Raw genomic sequence first — 16,564 nt, 5'->3', positions numbered from 1 at the left:
CCGCCGTAACGGAACGGGCCGGCCGGACGCCGTCGGCGCCCAGCCGGCCTGTTCCGGTGGTGCATTCCTCTCCGGGTGCCGAGCCTTTCGCTCGACGGGTGGGTCAGTCCGTGCCGCACTCCATCGCGGCGCGGTCCAGCACCTCGTCGTCGGCGGACACCTCGCCGCGCGAGGCGATGGCCTCGGCGCCGCCCTCCGGCATGCTGCCGATCAGCCCGGTCGCCGCCGCCTGGGCGGCACCGATGGCGGGGTTGGCGGTGCCGATCAGGCCGAGGCCGGCGTACTGCTCCAGCTTGGCGCGCGAGTCGGCGATGTCGAGGTTGCGCATGGTGAGCTGGCCGATCCGGTCCACCGGGCCGAACGCCGAGTCCTCGGTGCGCTCCATGGACAGCTTGTCCGGGTGGTAGCTGAACGCCGGGCCCGTGGTGTCGAGGAGCGAGTAGTCCTCACCGCGCCGCAGCCGCAGCGTCACCTCGCCGGTGACGGCCGTGCCGACCCAGCGCTGCAGCGACTCGCGCACCATCAGCGCCTGCGGGTCCAGCCAGCGGCCCTCGTACATCAGCCGGCCCAGGCGCCGACCCTCGTTGTGGTACTGGGCGAGGGTGTCCTCGTTGTGGATCGCGTTGACCAGGCGCTCGTACGCCGCGTGCAGCAGGGCCATGCCGGGCGCCTCGTAGATGCCGCGGCTCTTGGCCTCGATGATCCGGTTCTCGATCTGGTCCGACATGCCCATGCCGTGCCGGCCGCCGACGGCGTTCGCCTCCATGACCAGGTCGACGGCGGAGGCGAACTCCTTGCCGTTGATGGTCACCGGGCGGCCCTGGTCGAAGCCGATCGTCACGTCCTCGGTGAGGATCTCGACCTCGGGGTCCCAGAACCGCACGCCCATGATCGGCTCGACGGTCTCCACACCGTTGTCCAGGTGCTCCAGGGTCTTGGCCTCGTGGGTGGCGCCCCAGATGTTGGCGTCGGTGGAGTACGCCTTCTCCGTGCTGTCGCGGTAGGGCAGGTCGTGGGCGAGCAGCCACTCCGACATTTCCTTGCGGCCACCGAGCTCGGTCACGAAGTCCGCGTCCAGCCAGGGCTTGTAGATCCGCAGCTGCGGGTTGGCCAGCAGGCCGTAGCGGTAGAACCGCTCGATGTCGTTGCCCTTGAAGGTCGAGCCGTCGCCCCAGATCTGCACGTTGTCCTCGAGCATCGCCCGCACCAGGAGGGTGCCGGTGACGGCGCGGCCGAGCGGGGTGGTGTTGAAGTAGGCCCGCCCGCCCGAGCGGATGTGGAACGCCCCGCAGGTGAGCGCGGCCAGGCCCTCCTCGACCAGCGCCGCGCGGCAGTCGACCAGGCGCGCGATCTCGGCGCCGTAGGTCTTCGCGCGGCCGGGCACCGAGGCGATGTCGGGCTCGTCGTACTGGCCGATGTCGGCGGTGTAGGTGCACGGGATGGCGCCCTTGTCGCGCATCCACGCGACCGCGACGGAGGTGTCGAGGCCGCCCGAGAAGGCGATGCCGACGCGTTCGCCGGCGGGAAGGGAGGTGAGGACCTTAGACATGGGAAGAGTATGCACGTTCGCACATGATTATGCAATGTCGTTCGGCGATGCGCGGTGGCCGGACCACAGGGGACGGCTCCTCGTGCAGGCCGGCCGCGCCGAACTCGTCGGGCTCGAACCGCCGGCCTTGTGCGTTGGTCGCGGGTACCGGACTGCGACCGGTCAGCGGCGCCGGCCGCTCCGCCGCAGGCCACTGGGCGGGAGCGGGCAGATTGATCGCGACATCGGGTCGGTGCCCGGGTTCCGTGCCGTCCGACCGTCGCGGGCCAGACCGGGAACCACCGTCCTCACCGGTGCCCACGCCGAGGAGAACGGGGCGAGATCGACCGACCCGTCGTCGTGCTCCGTCGTCGGGAGCACCACCGGCGTCCCGAAGTGCAGGATGCTCGGTTCGATGGCTGTGCGATGGCTGTGCGGTGCGCGGCATCCGCTGCCGTGCCGAAGGGGCGCGGTGTTCATGGCGCGGAGCCTGGAAGCGCGATGCTTCGACAGGCGCTGGAGCATCGCCGACCACAGGTGACCGTCCGAACGATGCTCGGCGTGCCTACCGCAGCCGCGCAGATCCGGCGTCGGGGCCGGGGCGGGTCGGCGCCCCGGCCCCTCGGGGCCTGCCGGTCAGGACGCCGGCAGCTCACCGCGGACGGTGCGGGCCGCGGCGACCAGGTTCTCCAGCGAAGCGCGCGTCTCGGGCCAACCGCGGGTCTTCAGGCCGCAGTCGGGGTTGACCCACAGGCGGTGGGCGGGGATGGCCTCCAGGCCGGTACGCAGCAGGTCGGCCGCCTCCTGTGCGCTCGGCACGCGCGGTGAGTGGATGTCGTACACCCCGGGCCCGGCCTCGCGCGGATAGCCGTGGGCGGCCAGTTCCCGGGCGACCTGCATATGGGAGCGGGCGGCTTCCAGGCTGATGACGTCGGCGTCGAGGTCGTCGATGGCCTGGACGATGTCGCCGAACTCGGCGTAGCACATGTGCGTATGGATCTGGGTGTCGGGACGGACCCCGCTGGTGGTGATCCGGAACGCCTCCGTCGCCCAGGCCAGGTACGCGGGGCGGTCGGTGGCGCGCAGCGGCAGCGTCTCGCGCAGGGCCGGCTCGTCGACCTGGATGACGGACGTGCCGGCCGCCTCCAGGTCGGTGACCTCGTCGCGCAGCGCTAGGGCGACCTGCCGGGCGGTGTCGCCGAGAGGCTGGTCGTCACGGACGAAGGACCAGGCGAGCATGGTCACCGGACCGGTCAGCATGCCCTTGACCGGGCGGTCGGTGAGGGACTGGGCGTAGGCCGTCCAGCGCACGGTCATCGGCTCGGGGCGGGAGACGTCGCCGGCCAGGATCGGCGGGCGGACACAGCGCGTGCCGTAGGACTGCACCCAGCCGTGCCGGGTGGCCAGGTACCCGGTGAGTTGCTCGGCGAAGTACTGGACCATGTCGTTGCGTTCGGGCTCACCGTGGACGAGCACGTCCACACCGGCCTTCTCCTGGAAGGCGAGCACCTCCTGGATCTCGGCCTTGATCCGCTCCTCGTATCCGGCCGTGTCGATCCGCCTCGCGCGCAGGTCGGCCCGCGCGGTGCGCAGTTCGTCGGTCTGCGGGAAGGAGCCGATGGTCGTGGTCGGCAGCAGCGGCAGGCCGAGGTGGGCACGCTGGGCCGCGGCCCGTGCGGCGTAGGGCTGGGAGCGGTGGGCGTCGGCCTCGGTGACCGCGGCGGTGCGGGCGCGGACGGCCGGGTCGTGGGTGACGGGGGAGTTGGCCCGGGAAGCCAGGTCGGCCCGGGCCGCCGCCAGTTCGGCCGTGATGGCGCCGGTGCCGTGGGTCAGGCCCTTGGCGAGCGTGACGAGCTCGGCGGTCTTCTGCCGGGCGAAGGCGAGCCAGCGCAGGATCTGCGGCTCGATGTCCCGTTCGGCCGCCGCGTCGAGGGGGACGTGCAGCAGCGAGCAGGAGGCCGACACATCGACCCGGTCGGCCAGGCCCAGCAGGGTGCCGAGCGTGGCGAGGGACTTCTCCAGGTCGTTGACCCAGATGTTGCGGCCGTTGACGACGCCGGCGACCAGCCGCTTGCCGGGCAGTCCGCCGACGGCCGCGAGGGCGTCCAGGTTGGCGGCGGCGGCCTCGGTGAAGTCCAGCGCGAGGCCCTCGACCGGGGCGTCGGCCAGGACGGGCAGGGCGTCGCCCAGGCGGTCGAAGTAGGAGGCGATGAGCAGCTGGGGCCGGTCGGTGAGGGCGCCGAGCGCGCGGTAGGCGCGTGCGGCGGCGCCGAGTTCGGCCGGGGTGCGGTCCTGGACGAGAGCGGGCTCGTCCAGCTGTACCCACGCGGCGCCGGCCGCCCGCAGGTCGGCGAGGACCTCGGCATACACCGGCAGCAGGCGGTCCAGGAGCGTGAGCGGGTCGAAGCCGGCGGCGACGCCGGGCGCGGGCTTGGCGAGCAGCAGGTAGGTGACCGGGCCGACCAGGACCGGCCGGGCCGTCAGCCCCAGGGCCAGGGCTTCCGTCAGCTCGCCGACCTGCTTGGCGGAGTTGGCCGTGAACACGGTGTCCGGTCCCAACTCGGGCACGAGATAGTGGTAGTTGGTGTCGAACCACTTGGTCATCTCCAGGGGCGCGACATCCTGTGTGCCCCGTGCCATGGCGAAGTAGCCGTCGAGGGGGTCGGCCGCGACCGCGTCCCGGTGGCGGTCGGGGATCGCACCGACCATGACGGTGGTGTCCAGCACGTGGTCGTAGTACGAGAAGTCGCCCGTCGGGACCTCGTCGAGGCCGGCCCCGGCCAGTTGCCGCCAGTTGGTGCGGCGCAGTTCGGCGGCGGTGGCACGGAGGGCGTCGGCGGTGACGCGACCCTTCCAGTAGCCCTCGATCGCCTTCTTCAGCTCCCGGTGTGCGCCCTGGCGCGGGTAGCCGTACACGGTGGCCCGTGCTGCCGCGGCTGCGGACTTGGTGGTCACGGAAATCTCCTTCGCGAGATGAATCCCTGAGATCCCGGCGAGGGAACGACGGCGCGAAGGGGACACGGTCCGGGCGTAGGGCGCGCGGTGGAGTGCGCATCCGCCTGGTGTGTACGCCGACCCGCCCTCGAGGTCACCGGGATGTCCGTGCGCGAGTGGTTCACGCACGGGCAGATGGCAGGTCTTCGGACTCGCGGGCACGTCCTCGTGGGAGGACACCTACTGGCCGTCGCTTCCCAGGCCCGTTTCACCGGACCCAGTGCGTGTGACGGCGGTCGTTCCCGCTCACCGCTGCGGGGCAGTCCCGGATTCCCACCGGGTTCCCTCTTACGACGCATCCCGCCTGGCGGACGGGGCGAACCAGCTGCTGGGACCAGCTTAAGGGCCGTCAGGGGATGCGGAGGGCCGCATCCGTCATGTGGACGGTGAGGTCACACACGCGGCCGGCGGGTGTGCGGCGGGCCGAAGGCGGGAAACGCCGCATGGTGGTCTCCCGCCCTCCTGGTGAGCCGCCGCCGGCCCCTCCGCCGGCGGGGTGTCCGGACCCCTCGGTCCGGCTGCCGGGTCGCTCGGTCCCGGCCGTATGCGTGGCACCCCCGGCCGGTCTTGCGGCCCCGCAGCCCGGCTTCCACCATCCGCTGGAGCAGCGGGGGAGGGGCGTAGGGGGGGCCTTGAACTCCTCGTAGAGGGACTCGGCGATCGAGGCGACGGTGTCCGGTCCGATCAGGTCCGCGAGCCTGAGCGGACCCATGGGGTGGGCGCAGCCCAGCACCGTGCCGGTGTCGATGTCGGCCGCGGTGACGAAGCCCGACTCCGCCATGCGGATCGCCGCCAACGGGTACGGGGTGAGCGGCGAGTTGACGACGAAGCCGGCCCGGTCCCGGGAGTGGACGACCGTTTTGCCGAGGACGCCGGTGGCGAAGTCCGTCACGGCGGTGACCGTCTCCGGGGCCGTGTGCAGGGAGGGCACGATCTCCACCAGGGCAGCACCGGGACCGGGTTGAAGAAGTGCCGTCCCACGACCCGGTCGGCGCGGCTGGTGGCCATGCCGAGGCGCATGACCCGGGAGCGAGGAGGTGTGGGTGGCCAGGACGGCCGCCGGATCCTCGACGACAATTGGCTTCCACTTCTCGCGGGCGGGAGGCACCTTGCCCGCCGTGGAACGTCTACGTGGCGTTCGCCGCCCCCGGCCGCATCCACGTCCAGATCGCCGAAATGCCCGACGGACAGCGCTACTTGTGGATGGCCCGCGCGGTCACCCGGCAACGCGGCGGCTGGGGCCCACCCGGCAAGACCTTCGCCATCGGGCTCGGCTGCGAGATCCGCCATGCCGCACGACTCGTGTACTCCGACGGCCTAGACCTCCGCAACACCTCCGCCGCCACCCCCATCGGCATGGGCTGCCGCGTCTGCGAACGCCTCGACTGCCCCGGCGTGCCCTGCCGCCCCTCGGGCGCGCCCTGTGGATCGATCAGCACGCCGGCACGTTCGTGCCGTACCCGGTGGACGACCGGACGACCTGACCGAGGCCGAGACGCGACGGTATCGCCGCTCCCGCCTCTCGTTTCCCGTTGACATGGCCTGATGCGCTGGCGGAATCGCGGAGGGGCCGGTTTCGTCAGGCGGGCGGGGGCGCCGTGGCGGCCGTGGACATGGCGTCGAGGAGGCGTGCGATCTCGGGGTCGCACAGGCTGTACCGGACGATGCGGCCGTCCTTGGCGGCGTGCACCGCGCCCGATGCGCGGAGCAACCGCAGTGCCTGGGAGACCGCGGTGTCCCGGATGCCGGTGGCGAGCGCCAGGTCGGAGACCGCGATGGGGCCGGCCCGGTGCACGGCGAGGAGCAGCGAGAGGCGACCGGGATCCGCGAGCAGGGCGAAGCGCTCGGCCCAGGCGTGTACCTGGTGGGGGTCGCCGATGCCTTCGATGGCATCGCACACGGTGTGATGGTCAATGGCGCGTTGATGCGCGCGATCCGAGGGAACCAAGTGCATGCGCCCCATTCTCACCGCACTTCACCCAGGTAACCAAGACACCTGCGTATCTTTGCAGGCTTGTAGCCGTAGTGGCCGAACCTCTACGGTGGTCCCGCCGTGGTGCTCGGGAAGACCGGTGACGGCCCTGACAGGGGCTGAAGTCCGGAGCGGCCCTCGCCACTGTGATCGGGAAGTCGACGTACCTCCGCCGGAAGGCGGACGCCACTGGGGACCTTCGGGCCCCTGGGAAGGCCGGGTACGCCGGCGTTCGACCCGTCAGCCAGGAGACCGGCCACGGCACCGCACGCGTCCCCGTCCACGAGGTGCTGGAGAGGCTCCCTGAGATGACCCTGTCTGAAAACTCCACCATGTCCGCCGCGAAGGCGGTGGTTCCGGCCACACCGCTGTTCCGCTGGGAGCGCAAGGACTGGATACGCACCGGCGGACTCCTGGCGGTGATAGCCGCACTGCACGTCGTCGCCTTCGCGATCCTGATGATGCTGGTCGCACCGCACCACTACACCGTCGGCAAGCAGGTCTTCGGCCTCGGGCTGGGCGTCACCGCCTACACCCTCGGCATGCGGCACGCCTTCGACGCCGACCACATCGCGGCCATCGACAACACCACCCGCAAGCTGATGGCCGATGGCAAGCGCCCGATCTCGGTGGGGTTCTGGTTCGCCCTGGGGCACTCCTCCATCGTGCTCCTCCTCGCCGGCGGCATCGCTGCCGGAGCGCACTTCGTCACCGCCTTGACCAGTGACAACTCCAGTACCCGCCAGACCCTCGGCGTGGTCGGTACCAGCGTCTCGGGTGGCTTCCTCTACCTGATCGCCGCCCTCAACCTGCTCTCCCTGGCCGGCATCTACCGGGTCTTCAAGGCGATGCGGGCGGGCCAGTTCGACGAGCACGAACTGGAGAAGCACCTGGACTCCCGCGGCTTCATGAACCGCATCCTGGGCCGGCTGACCAAGTCCATCACCCGCCCCGGCCAGATGTACCCGGTGGGCCTGCTCTTCGGTATCGGCTTCGACACCGCCACCGAGGTCACCTTGATGGTGATGGCAGGCTCCGGCGCCGCCGCCGGGCTGCCCTGGTACGCGATCCTGTGCCTGCCGCTGCTCTTCGCCGCGGGCATGAGCCTGTTCGACACCCTCGACGGCACCTTCATGAACTTCGCCTACCACTGGGCGTTCTCCAACCCGGTGCGCAAGGTCTACTACAACCTCACCATCACCGGCCTGTCCGTCGCGGTCGCCTTCCTCATCGGCACCATCGAACTGGTCGGCGTCCTCCACGACCAGCTCAACCTCAACGACGCCGTCACCAACTGGATTTCCGGCATCGACCTCAACAACGTGGGCTTCATCATCGTCGGCCTGTTCGTGGTCGTCTGGCTCTGCGCACTGGCCTACTGGCGGTTGGCCAAGGTCGAACACCGCTGGAAGGGCAAGGCCGTGGAACCGAACTGATCCCTCGGTCCGTCGCTCAGCAGCCCCGGCCCGCTGACGGGCCGGGGCTGCCGGCGTCACAAGCTCCCCGCCGCGATCCTTGCCCGGGACCTCGGCCTTGCCCGGGTACCCGGGGGCCGGCGGGGCCCAGGTGATCTTCAGGCGTCACCTTCGCCGGTTCTCCGGGCCGACTGGCCTGGTGAAGGACGCTCGTCGGACGCGCCAACGCCTCCGACCCGTAGCCGTCCGTGGCGGCGCGGTCGATGATGCTCCTCGCCGCGGTGCGCATCCCCACATCGATTCCGGCTCGATGCCCCCGGCTCTCGCGCCGAAGCCGGGAGAGTACATTCGTGATCATGCGAGCAGTTGTGATCGACGGCGGGGGCGCGTTCCGGCTCGGGCGGCGCGCTGATCCGGTGGTCGGGCCCGGCCTGGTGGCAGTGCGCGTCCACGCCGCAGGGCTCAACGCGGCCGATCTTCAGCAGGCCCGGGGCGACTACCCGGCACCACCGGGCTGGCCGGCCGACATCCCCGGGCTGGAAATCGCCGGCGAGGTCGAGCAGGTCGGCGCGGAGGTCACGGGAGTGAGCGTCGGCGACCGGGTCATGGCACTCGTGGGTGGCGGTGGCCACGCCGAAAGGATCGTGGTGCCCGCCGACTTGCTGCTTCCCGTGCCTGCGGGGTTGCCCTGGCAGGAGGCGGCAGGCTTCCCGGAGGCGTTCGGCACCGCCTGGGACGCACTGGTCGTCCAGGCCGGGGTTCGCGCAGGGGATCGGGTGCTGGTCACCGGAGCCGCGGGCGGGGTCGGTACGGCCATGGTGCAGGTGGCCGCCGCTTCCGGTGCCCATGTCGTGGCCAGCGTGCGCCGGACCGAACTACACGACCGCGTCAGGGAACTTGCCCCCGTCGGTAGCGGCGTAGACGTGGTGGTCCCCGGCCAGGAGGGCGAACGGGCGCCGTATGACATCGTCGTCGAGCTGGTCGGCGGGGAGGACTGCCTGCGGCGGGTTGAACTACTGCGTACGCGGGGGAAGTTCCTCATTGTGGGGGTACAGGGCGGGGCGGTGGCCCCCTTGCAGATGTTCGACCTGATGCTTGCCCGCGCCCAGCTGATCGGCACCACCATTCGAGGCCGCTCCCACGCGGAGAAAGCCCTCCTCGCGGCCACGGTGCGCACCTCCGTCGTACCGCTGCTGGCCGAGGGCCGGCTGCGGGTACCCGTCGAGGCAGCCTTCCCACTGGACCGTTACTCCGACGCCTACGCCCGGTTGGCCGGTCCGGGGAAGTTCGGCAAGGTCGTCCTGTGTTGCTAGGTTTTGTCCGGTCGGTCATGTGCGAAGCCGGATGATCAAGGTTGCCGCGATGCCGGGGAAGGCAGTGCTCCCCTGGGGGCGGTCGGCGCTCTGCCTGGCGATCGCCCTGGCGGTCGGCGTGCCGACGGCCGCCCGGCCGGCCCGCAGTGCCGCCCGCCTCGATCCGCTGGAGTCCATCAGCGTGCAGTAATACCCTTCACCGCCCACCGGCACCCCGGCGTCTGGCCCCCGTTCCTCAACCGAGGGCAGAGGGCCGGGCGTTATGGGTCCGCATGGGGCCGGATGGTGTTGTGCTGCCTCTCCGTCGGATCCCTTGACACCCGATGTCCTGTCATGGACATTTCCTTAGACCCTAGTTGGTCCAGGCCAGAGCGGCCCGGCACGGACAGACTCAGGCAAGTGCCGGCAAATACGGGCACGCTCAGGTCGGCGCAGACACGTACAGGCACGCTCGGACCAGCTCAGGGAAACCCCCCACACGCCCTGGAGGTCAACCGTGAACAGCCCCGGACTCAGACCCGGTTCCAGAGCAAGATCTCGTTCGCCCCTCGCAGCCCTGGCCCTTGCCGCCTCCGCCGTGACCGCCCTGGTGACCGTGACCCTGGCAGCCCCCGCCAGCGCCACCGTCCACCCGGTCGCCGCCCGGACCACTCCGCCGCCCTCTCCCACGGCCCCGCACACCGGCGTCGTCGCCGGGGCGCGCACACCGGCCCGCACACCGCGGCGCGCGCACGCCGTCCGTACGTTCCTGGCAGGGCGCCGCGCCGTATCCGGCCCGGCGTGGACGCACCACCCCCGGGTCCCCGGCAGCCGGCCGACCACACCGGCTCCCCGGGCGGGCCAGGTCACCCACAACTGGTGGGGGGTCTTCCCGCAGCCCGGTACGCATGACGGCATCATGGCCACCCATACCATCGACCCGTCCTACACGGTCACCGACGCGGACAACGTCACCTATGCGCCCACCACCAAGGCCCAGAACTCCTGCATGGAAGTGGTGACCGCGTACACCAACACCGGCAACGAGATCTGGGCGTGGGACTGGTGCGGGACCGTAGGCCCGGCCAAGACCGTCCCCATCGACGACAACTTCCTGAAGAACTACACCCCCGGCAACGGCGGGCCGGCCGCGTACAGCGTGCAGATGGTGCAGGACGACGCCGCCGCCAACCGCTGGTCGGCCTATCTCTACAACTACCGCACCGCTGCCTGGGACCTGTTGTTCCAGCAGTCGGGGACGGACCAGAGCGGGCTGGACCACGGCTGGGACATGTTCGAGATCTATGCGAGCGTCAACCCGGCTACGGAAGAGGGGTATTACTGCACGGAGGCACGGAACACCACCTTCGACAGCAGCGCCGTGCAGCTGCGCAGCAACGGTGCCTGGAAGCCGGCGAGCCCGTCCGACTCGCCGTGGACCGACACCAACCCCGATCCGAACGCGTTCCTGTGCCCGCCGTTGAAGTTCGTCCAGGCAGGCGCCAATGATCACTGGACCGTCCACCAGTGACCCGGAAGTGACTCGATAGCCCCCGGCACAGGGCACCCCGACACCGGGAAACGAAACGGGCGGCGCACCCAACAGTGCGCCGCCCCAAGGCCGTTGCCCAGATGCCGGACAGGCGACCGGCCCCGGGGACTGTCTACCTGCCTGGCGGTCCGGAGGGCGTCGTGCGGTAGGCCCCACGGGGCCAAGGGCGGCCCGACGGCGACCTCCACGTCCCCGGTCAGCGGCCGGTCCTCCATGCGCCGTCAAGGGCCTCGTCGGCCGGCACGACCGCCCGGGCCGCCGCCGTTCCGGCGGCCGGTGGTGTGCCGCGCTGGCGCAGTGCGCGCACCGCGGCGACCAGAAGACACGCGAGGACCACACGGAGGCTCTCGACGGTACGCAGCGCTTGGCGGGCGGCGAGCGAGGCGAAGCTCGCCAGCTCCTCGAAGCCCTGGCAGAGCACCGCGTGGCCGAGTGTGGCGGGAACCGCGGCGTTGTGCAGGTCGCTGAGGGCGAGTGCGGTCTGCGCGGCGAAGCCCCCCGTGGTGGTGGGCGGCCTGATCCTCCACGCTGATCAACGGGTTCTCCGCAAGGCAACGGAGTGGCACCCGGTCGCCGCCGCCTGGCCCGTCGGGGATCCGTGCCTGTCCGGCACACCGCTGGGTGAAATGCGGTCGAACGCGGTGCGCCAGATATGTCCGTGCGCTACGGTCCTGAAGCCTTGTCGCCCGGACCGGAAGGAACCGTGCCCGTGTCACGCAAGTCCGCCGCCCGCACCCGCCTGGCGGTCGCCGCCCTCGTCGCCACGCTCCTCAGCACGAGCGGCTCCGTCGCATACGCAGCCCTGGACGACCGGAGCGCAAGCCCGTCCAAGGCATCGGCATCGGTCGCATCCGAGGGCAAGCCGTATGTCGAGACCAAGCTCCTCTTCGGCACCGCCAAGCCGAACGGTGGCGCGCCTGTCAGCGACAAGGAGTTCCGCGCCTTCGTGGACTCATTCATCACCCCGCGCTTCCCCGACGGCCTCACCGTCGAGACAAGCTACGGTCAGTACCGCGACTCGCACGGGAAGATCGAGCGCGAGCGCTCGTACAAGGTCACCCTCCTCTACCCGTCGGGTACTGCCGGCCGGAACGGCAGCAAGATCCAGCAGATCCGCCGCGAGTACGACAAGCGGTTCCAGCAGGAATCGGTGGCCCGCATCGACGAGAACGCACGCGTCGCATTCTGATCAGGCCGTCTCGCTCCGGCCGCGGCTTCGTCACCGCGGCCGGATAGCCGGGCAGGCCGCGCGTGCCCCTGTGGGAGCGCTCGCCGCAGCCCAAGCCCACCCAGCGCCGAGACGTCCAGCAGCACAGTCCACCGAGGAACAGACTCAACCGTTGACTGTCCGCCTCCCCGGCGCCGATGTCACGCCTGTCGCGTCGGCAGTACGATCGCCTGGCGCAGGTTGACATGGCGGGCGCGGCTCGTCGTGAAGGCGATCAGGTCCGCGATGTCGTCCGCCGACAGACCGATCAGCGCCTCGAACATGCCGTCCAGCTGGCCGGACAGCTCCGCGTTGTCGATGTGACCGCCCAACTCCGTGTCCGTGAGACCGGGTTCGATGTTGGTGACGCGGACGTCGCGCGGGCCCAACTCCGTGCGCAGGGACTGCGACAGGTACGTCAGGGCGGCCTTCGTCGCGCCGTACACCGCGTAGTTGGGGAACGTGATGTGGGCGCCGATGGAGGAGATGTTCACGAGGTCCGCCGTCCGGCCCGCGGCGGCCACCGCGATCAGATCCGGAGTGAAGGCGCGGATGACGCGCAGGGCACCGGCCACGTTCGTGTCCAGCATGCGCCGCCACTCGTCGGCGCGGCCGTCGGTGACGGGGTTCGGCAGCATCACGCCTGCCGCATTGACCACCAGGTCGACCTCGCCGTACGCGGCGTGCACCCGCTCCACCGCCGCGTCGACGGAGTCCGTGTCGGTGACGTCGGTGGCCACCGCGAGGGCCTGCCCGCCGTCCGCCTCGATCTTGGCGGCCAGCTCCGTGAGCCGATCGGCGCGGCGGGCGAGCAGTGCCACCCGCACGCCGTGCGCGGCGAGCAACCTGGCGGTGGCCTCGCCCATGCCGCTGGCGGCTCCGGTGACGACGGCGGTGCGGCCGGTGAGGGTGTCGTACGACATGGGAACTCCTGCCTCGGTGGTTGTCGTCGCCGGACGACTCCCGGCGACGACAACCACCCTGCGCCCGGCTGGCGCGCTTACCCAGGGCTGCCGTTTTCCTGGGTCCGGCAGTACCAGGAACGGAGCGGTTCCGGGGCCTATGATCGCCGGCATGGACATATCCACCGGTCGGGAACTCGGCGACTTCCTGCGCTCGCGGCGTGCCCGCATCCAGCCCCAAGAGGTCGGCCTGCCGGGGCACGGCAGGCGGCGGGTGCCGGTCCTGCGCCGCGAGGAGGTCGCCCAGCTCGCGGGCGTCAGTGTCGACTACTACATCCGCCTCGAACAGGGCCGCGGCCCCTCGGTGTCGGACGCCGTACTCGACGCCATCGGGCGCGTCCTGCGCCTCGACGACACCGAGCAGGACTACCTGCGCACGGTGGCCAGGCCCACCACCCGCCGCCCCTCGGCCACGCGCGGTACGCCCGCCGCAGGGCGCGCGCCCCAGAGGGTCCGCCCCGGACTGCGCCTCCTGCTGGACACCATCGACAAGGCCCCGGCATTCGTACTGGGCCGCCGGATGGACGTGCTCGCCTGGAACGACCTCGGCGACGCCCTCGTCGGCTTCTCGCAGATGGCGCCCGAGGACCGCAACATGCCACGTCAGGTGTTCCTCAACCCGCAGGCACGTGAGCTGTACCCGGACTGGCCGGCGGTGGCCGCGGAAACGGTCGCCCATCTGCGCCTGGATGCGGGAAACCATCCGCAGGACGGACAACTTGCCACGCTGGTAGGGGAGTTGTCGTTGAAAAGCGACGACTTTCGTCGGCTGTGGGCGGATCATCAGGTCAAGGAGAAGACCTACGGGGCGAAGCGGATGATGCACCCGGTGGCCGGTGAACTCACCATGCCGTACGAGGCGTTGACGGTGACCGGGGTGCCCGATCAGATGCTGGTGGTCTACACGCCGGAGCCGGGTTCACAGACGGAGGAGCGCCTGAAGCTGCTGGCCAGTTGGGCGGCGACACCGGCGGGCTGACCGGAAGTAAGTGAAGTAAGTCAAGCGCCCCCGCACTGCCGAAGCAAAGCGGGGCGCTTTCGGTGTTGGGTGGGTCGATCAGCGAACTCCTGGTTGCCCCAGCCGGTCGGCGTCCTTCCCCCGCAGCGTGTCGAGCGTTGCGACCCGGGCAACCAGCGCCTCATGCCTCAGGTCGTAGGCGTCCCGCGCACCTCCTGTCGTGCCGTCAGTAGTCGGGCAGATCGAAGGCGGTGGCGGCGTGGAAGGCCGCCATGGTCTCGGGGTCGGGCTCGTCCAGGCCCACCGCGGCGATGGGGCCGGATTCTGCTGCCGCGCCGTCTGCCCCCGCCTCCCTGGCGACGGTCCGGGCCCATCCCACTTCGAGCAGTGCCTGATTGGCGGTCACATGGTCGCGTAGCCGCTCCTCGTAGGCGGGGAAGGCGGCGCGGTGATCTCCGCCGGCCGTGTGCAGTTCCCCGGCGAGGACGTAGGCGCCGGTCAGCGCCACACTCGTGCCCTGACCGGTGAGCGGCGAGCAGCAGTACCCGGCGTCGCCGAGCAACGCGACACGGCCGTGTGACCAGTGGTCCATCCGGATCTGCGCGACCACGTCGTAGTGGAAGGCGTCCGTCTCCCACATGGCCTTGAGGAAGCGCGGTACTTCCCACTGCAGCCCGGTGCAGCGCTCGGCCACCAGCTGCTTCTGTGCCGCGATGTCGCGTGGCAGCAGCTGCTCGGTCGGTTCGTCGGAATGGAAGCCCACGAAGACGCGCAGCTCACTGTTGTCCCGTACGGTCATCGCCATGCAGCCCCATACGCCGTCACCACCTGGTCCGTGGAAGATCTCCCAACGGTCCAGGCCGAGGTGGTTGGGGGCGCTCCACGCGGCGACGTAGGTGCCTATGGAGTGCAGGTGGTCGGATTCGGGGCCGAAGACCAGACGGCGGGTGGCCGAGTGCAGGCCGTCGGCGCCCACGACGAGGTCGAAGGAACGCTCGGCGCCGCTGGTGAAGCGGACCTGGACGCCGTCGTCGTGCTGAACGAGGCTGTGTATCGAGTCGCCGAAAAGGTACTCGATGCCGGGCCCGGCGGCCTGCCTCAGCAGAGTGCACAGCTCGTCGCGGAGGATCTCCACGTCGGGGCTGTCAACGGGGCCGCCGCTGGCCGTCCACTCGGTGGTGCGGCGCAGCTCGCGGCCGTCCGCATCGACCAGGGACATGCCCCGCAGGCCGGTCTTGTGCGCCTGGACCTCCTTGAGCAGGCCCATCCGCCCGACGACGTCCAGGGCACTGGCGCGCACATCCACCGCCTGCCCGCCGGCGCGAGGCTCCGGGGCGCGCTCGACGACGGTGACGCGGAAGCCGTATCGCTCCAACCAGTAGGCCAGGGCGGTTCCGGCGACGCCTGCGCCGGAAATCAGGACCGAGGTCGTGCGCGAGTGGTGCGGTCGGATGCTGTTCGTCATGGTGAACCTCCCGGGATCGGTGCCGTTCGGCCATCCTTGACGGGCGCACCGACGGACCGCCGACGGGACGCCGACACCGCTCCGATACGGCTCCGACACTTCAGTGGCCGCGCGCACCCGGCGCCCGCATCACCCACCGGGCGATCCGCACCTGGCGACCGCGCTGACCGGCGTCGAACGTCGGGCCGGAGCGGATGCGCGGGCACCGCGGCCGGCGATGGCGAGTCGTCGGTGTTGAGTGGGTGTTGGTGGGCCGCGGCCGGAGGTCAATGCGTATGCGTGCCGACTCGTTGCCCTGTCCAGGTCGGGGTGCTGTGGGCAGGAGGAAAGGTCAGTGGTCGAGCTGGATCTCGATTCCGTCGAGGCGGGGTGGCAGCGACCGGTCGGCAGCGGCTTCGCCCGCGCCTCAGGCGCAGTCCGGGCACAGGCCCCGGTAGGTCATCTCGACGCCGGAGACGGTGAAGCCGAAGCGTTCGGAGGGGGGTAGATCGGCCAGTGGGTCGCCGTCGGGGTGGACGTCGCGGATCGCGCCGCAGCGTGAGCACACCAGGTGGTGGTGCGGACGGTGTGCGTTCGGGTCGTAGCGTTTGGCGCGGCCGTCGGTGGTCACCTCGACCACCTCGCCGAGCGAGACGAGTTCACCGAGGGTGTTGTAGACGGTCGCGCGGGAGATCTCCGGGAGCCGGGCGGTGGCGCGCGCGAGTACCTCGTCCGCGGTGAGGTGGACGTGCTCGCCGTCGAGAACCTCGGCGACGACCCGGCGTTGGGCGGTCATCCGCCAGCCGCGTCCGCGAAGCCGATTCAGCAGGTCACTCATGGTCACCAGCCTCACAGTGCATCGTCTGGCGAATGAATACGTATGGATCTGGTTGCCGTATTGACTTGGACCTCGTCCATCGTAGGATCTGTTCCGGCGATAGCCAAGGGACGAGACGATCGCAGGGAAAGCACGTGACGGTTCACCAGACGGGTCCGCTCACCACCGCATCCCGTTGCGTCGGTTGCGGGTGGGCCACGGCAGCGAGCAGGCGAGGGCCGGCGGCTCGTGCGCGGCGTCCTTACACATGGCGCCGGCGTCCGGCGGGTGACCACCTGGTGGACGGTGACCACCTCGGCGTCGAGCGATCGCCCCCGGGCATGCGGTCGCGTAGGCCATGTCTCCGGTCACGCCGTTCGCGGCCCCGCTGCGCCGTCATCGCGGCGGGACCCACAGGCCGCG

At 70.7% G+C, this 16,564-nt stretch carries 14 protein-coding genes, 1 pseudogene and 2 riboswitches; of the genes and pseudogenes, 7 read left to right on the top strand and 8 right to left on the bottom strand.

Annotated features, from left to right (window positions below; genetic code table 11):
- Positions 1 to 103: 103 nt before the first annotated feature.
- The 3 genes from argG to RZ84_RS01645 form a co-directional block, all read right to left on the bottom strand.
- Complete coding sequence (argG, locus tag RZ84_RS01660) at positions 104 to 1,549, bottom strand: argininosuccinate synthase (RefSeq protein ID WP_043262802.1); 1,446 nt, start codon at positions 1,547 to 1,549, stop codon at positions 104 to 106.
- Between the two features lie 615 nt (positions 1,550 to 2,164).
- Positions 2,165 to 4,483, bottom strand: coding sequence for a 5-methyltetrahydropteroyltriglutamate--homocysteine S-methyltransferase (gene metE, locus RZ84_RS01650; RefSeq protein ID WP_043262800.1), 2,319 nt, complete (start codon positions 4,481 to 4,483; stop codon positions 2,165 to 2,167).
- Positions 4,484 to 4,641: 158 nt separating this feature from the next.
- Positions 4,642 to 4,863: riboswitch (cobalamin riboswitch) on the bottom strand.
- A gap of 8 nt (positions 4,864 to 4,871) precedes the next feature.
- Positions 4,872 to 5,630 (bottom strand): 3-hydroxyacyl-CoA dehydrogenase family protein, encoded by a 759-nt coding sequence (locus RZ84_RS01645; protein WP_241777500.1) that lies wholly within the window; start codon positions 5,628 to 5,630, stop codon positions 4,872 to 4,874.
- Between RZ84_RS01645 and RZ84_RS35940 the strand changes: the two are divergent.
- Positions 5,602 to 6,006 (top strand): annotated as a pseudogene (locus tag RZ84_RS35940) (short-chain fatty acyl-CoA regulator family protein); the annotation flags it as partial. The gene RZ84_RS01645 and the pseudogene RZ84_RS35940 overlap by 29 nt on opposite strands.
- Positions 6,007 to 6,101: 95 nt before the next feature.
- Here RZ84_RS35940 and RZ84_RS01635 read toward each other — a convergent pair.
- Positions 6,102 to 6,422: an ArsR/SmtB family transcription factor gene (locus RZ84_RS01635; RefSeq protein ID WP_347232720.1), complete on the bottom strand. Its 321-nt coding sequence runs from the start codon at positions 6,420 to 6,422 to the stop codon at positions 6,102 to 6,104.
- A 126-nt stretch (positions 6,423 to 6,548) separates the two neighbouring features.
- Positions 6,549 to 6,770, top strand: a riboswitch (cobalamin riboswitch).
- Positions 6,771 to 6,802: 32 nt separating this feature from the next.
- Between RZ84_RS01635 and RZ84_RS01630 the strand changes: the two genes are divergently transcribed.
- The 4 genes from RZ84_RS01630 (at position 6,803) to RZ84_RS01620 (ending at position 10,732) form a co-directional block, all read left to right on the top strand.
- Positions 6,803 to 7,930, top strand: a complete 1,128-nt coding sequence (locus RZ84_RS01630) for a Nickel transporter NicT (RefSeq protein ID WP_043268824.1) — start codon at positions 6,803 to 6,805, stop codon at positions 7,928 to 7,930.
- Positions 7,931 to 8,265: 335 nt separating this feature from the next.
- Positions 8,266 to 9,222 carry an alcohol dehydrogenase catalytic domain-containing protein gene (locus tag RZ84_RS01625; RefSeq protein ID WP_043268822.1) on the top strand — a complete coding sequence of 319 codons (957 nt, stop codon included), beginning with the start codon at positions 8,266 to 8,268 and terminating at the stop codon, positions 9,220 to 9,222.
- Positions 9,223 to 9,271: 49 nt separating this feature from the next.
- Positions 9,272 to 9,412, top strand: coding sequence for a hypothetical protein (locus tag RZ84_RS38705; protein WP_157878743.1), 141 nt, complete (start codon positions 9,272 to 9,274; stop codon positions 9,410 to 9,412).
- 405 nt (positions 9,413 to 9,817) lie between these two features.
- A complete protein-coding gene (locus tag RZ84_RS01620) occupies positions 9,818 to 10,732 on the top strand; it encodes a carbohydrate-binding protein (protein ID WP_241777498.1) in 915 nt (304 codons plus the stop codon).
- Positions 10,733 to 10,949: 217 nt separating this feature from the next.
- Here RZ84_RS01620 and RZ84_RS42445 read toward each other — a convergent pair whose 3' ends face one another.
- Entirely contained in the window at positions 10,950 to 11,174 is a 225-nt protein-coding gene (locus tag RZ84_RS42445; protein WP_043262796.1) for an aromatic amino acid lyase, read from the bottom strand.
- A gap of 288 nt (positions 11,175 to 11,462) precedes the next feature.
- Between RZ84_RS42445 and RZ84_RS01610 the strand changes: the two genes are divergently transcribed.
- Entirely contained in the window at positions 11,463 to 11,942 is a 480-nt protein-coding gene (locus tag RZ84_RS01610) for a DUF3574 domain-containing protein (protein ID WP_043262795.1), read from the top strand.
- A 179-nt stretch (positions 11,943 to 12,121) separates the two neighbouring features.
- On the opposite strand, the gene RZ84_RS01605 is transcribed toward RZ84_RS01610, so the two are convergent.
- On the bottom strand, positions 12,122 to 12,883 hold the full coding sequence (locus RZ84_RS01605; protein ID WP_043262794.1) for an SDR family oxidoreductase: 762 nt from the start codon (positions 12,881 to 12,883) through the stop codon (positions 12,122 to 12,124).
- Between the two features lie 151 nt (positions 12,884 to 13,034).
- On the opposite strand from RZ84_RS01605, the gene RZ84_RS01600 reads away from it, so the two are divergent.
- Entirely contained in the window at positions 13,035 to 13,901 is an 867-nt protein-coding gene (locus tag RZ84_RS01600) for a helix-turn-helix transcriptional regulator (protein ID WP_043268820.1), read from the top strand.
- Between the two features lie 205 nt (positions 13,902 to 14,106).
- Here the strand turns inward: RZ84_RS01600 and RZ84_RS01595 are convergent, their stop codons facing one another.
- Both RZ84_RS01595 and RZ84_RS01590 read right to left on the bottom strand, forming a co-directional pair.
- The gene (locus RZ84_RS01595) at positions 14,107 to 15,345 is read right to left on the bottom strand and encodes an FAD-dependent monooxygenase (RefSeq protein WP_052229688.1); all 1,239 of its coding nucleotides are present in this window, start codon (positions 15,343 to 15,345) and stop codon (positions 14,107 to 14,109) included.
- Positions 15,346 to 15,751: 406 nt separating this feature from the next.
- The gene (locus tag RZ84_RS01590) at positions 15,752 to 16,162 is read right to left on the bottom strand and encodes a Fur family transcriptional regulator (RefSeq protein WP_043268816.1); all 411 of its coding nucleotides are present in this window, start codon (positions 16,160 to 16,162) and stop codon (positions 15,752 to 15,754) included.
- Between the last annotated feature and the right edge of the window lie 402 nt (positions 16,163 to 16,564).

The organism is Streptomyces sp. CT34 (assembly GCF_000805335.1).
GTDB lineage: Bacteria > Actinomycetota > Actinomycetes > Streptomycetales > Streptomycetaceae > Streptomyces.
This window is presented reverse-complemented; position numbering and strand designations above follow the sequence as displayed.

Coding starts and splice junctions, on each gene's coding strand:
- argG (WP_043262802.1), bottom strand. CDS start 1,549: ATGTCTAAGGTCCTCACCTCCCTTCCCGCCGGCGAACGCGTCGGCATC.
- RZ84_RS01630 (WP_043268824.1), top strand. CDS start 6,803: ATGACCCTGTCTGAAAACTCCACCATGTCCGCCGCGAAGGCGGTGGTT.
- RZ84_RS01625 (WP_043268822.1), top strand. CDS start 8,266: ATGCGAGCAGTTGTGATCGACGGCGGGGGCGCGTTCCGGCTCGGGCGG.
- RZ84_RS38705 (WP_157878743.1), top strand. CDS start 9,272: ATGCCGGGGAAGGCAGTGCTCCCCTGGGGGCGGTCGGCGCTCTGCCTG.
- RZ84_RS01605 (WP_043262794.1), bottom strand. CDS start 12,883: ATGTCGTACGACACCCTCACCGGCCGCACCGCCGTCGTCACCGGAGCC.
- RZ84_RS01600 (WP_043268820.1), top strand. CDS start 13,035: ATGGACATATCCACCGGTCGGGAACTCGGCGACTTCCTGCGCTCGCGG.
- RZ84_RS01595 (WP_052229688.1), bottom strand. CDS start 15,345: ATGACGAACAGCATCCGACCGCACCACTCGCGCACGACCTCGGTCCTG.
- RZ84_RS01590 (WP_043268816.1), bottom strand. CDS start 16,162: ATGAGTGACCTGCTGAATCGGCTTCGCGGACGCGGCTGGCGGATGACC.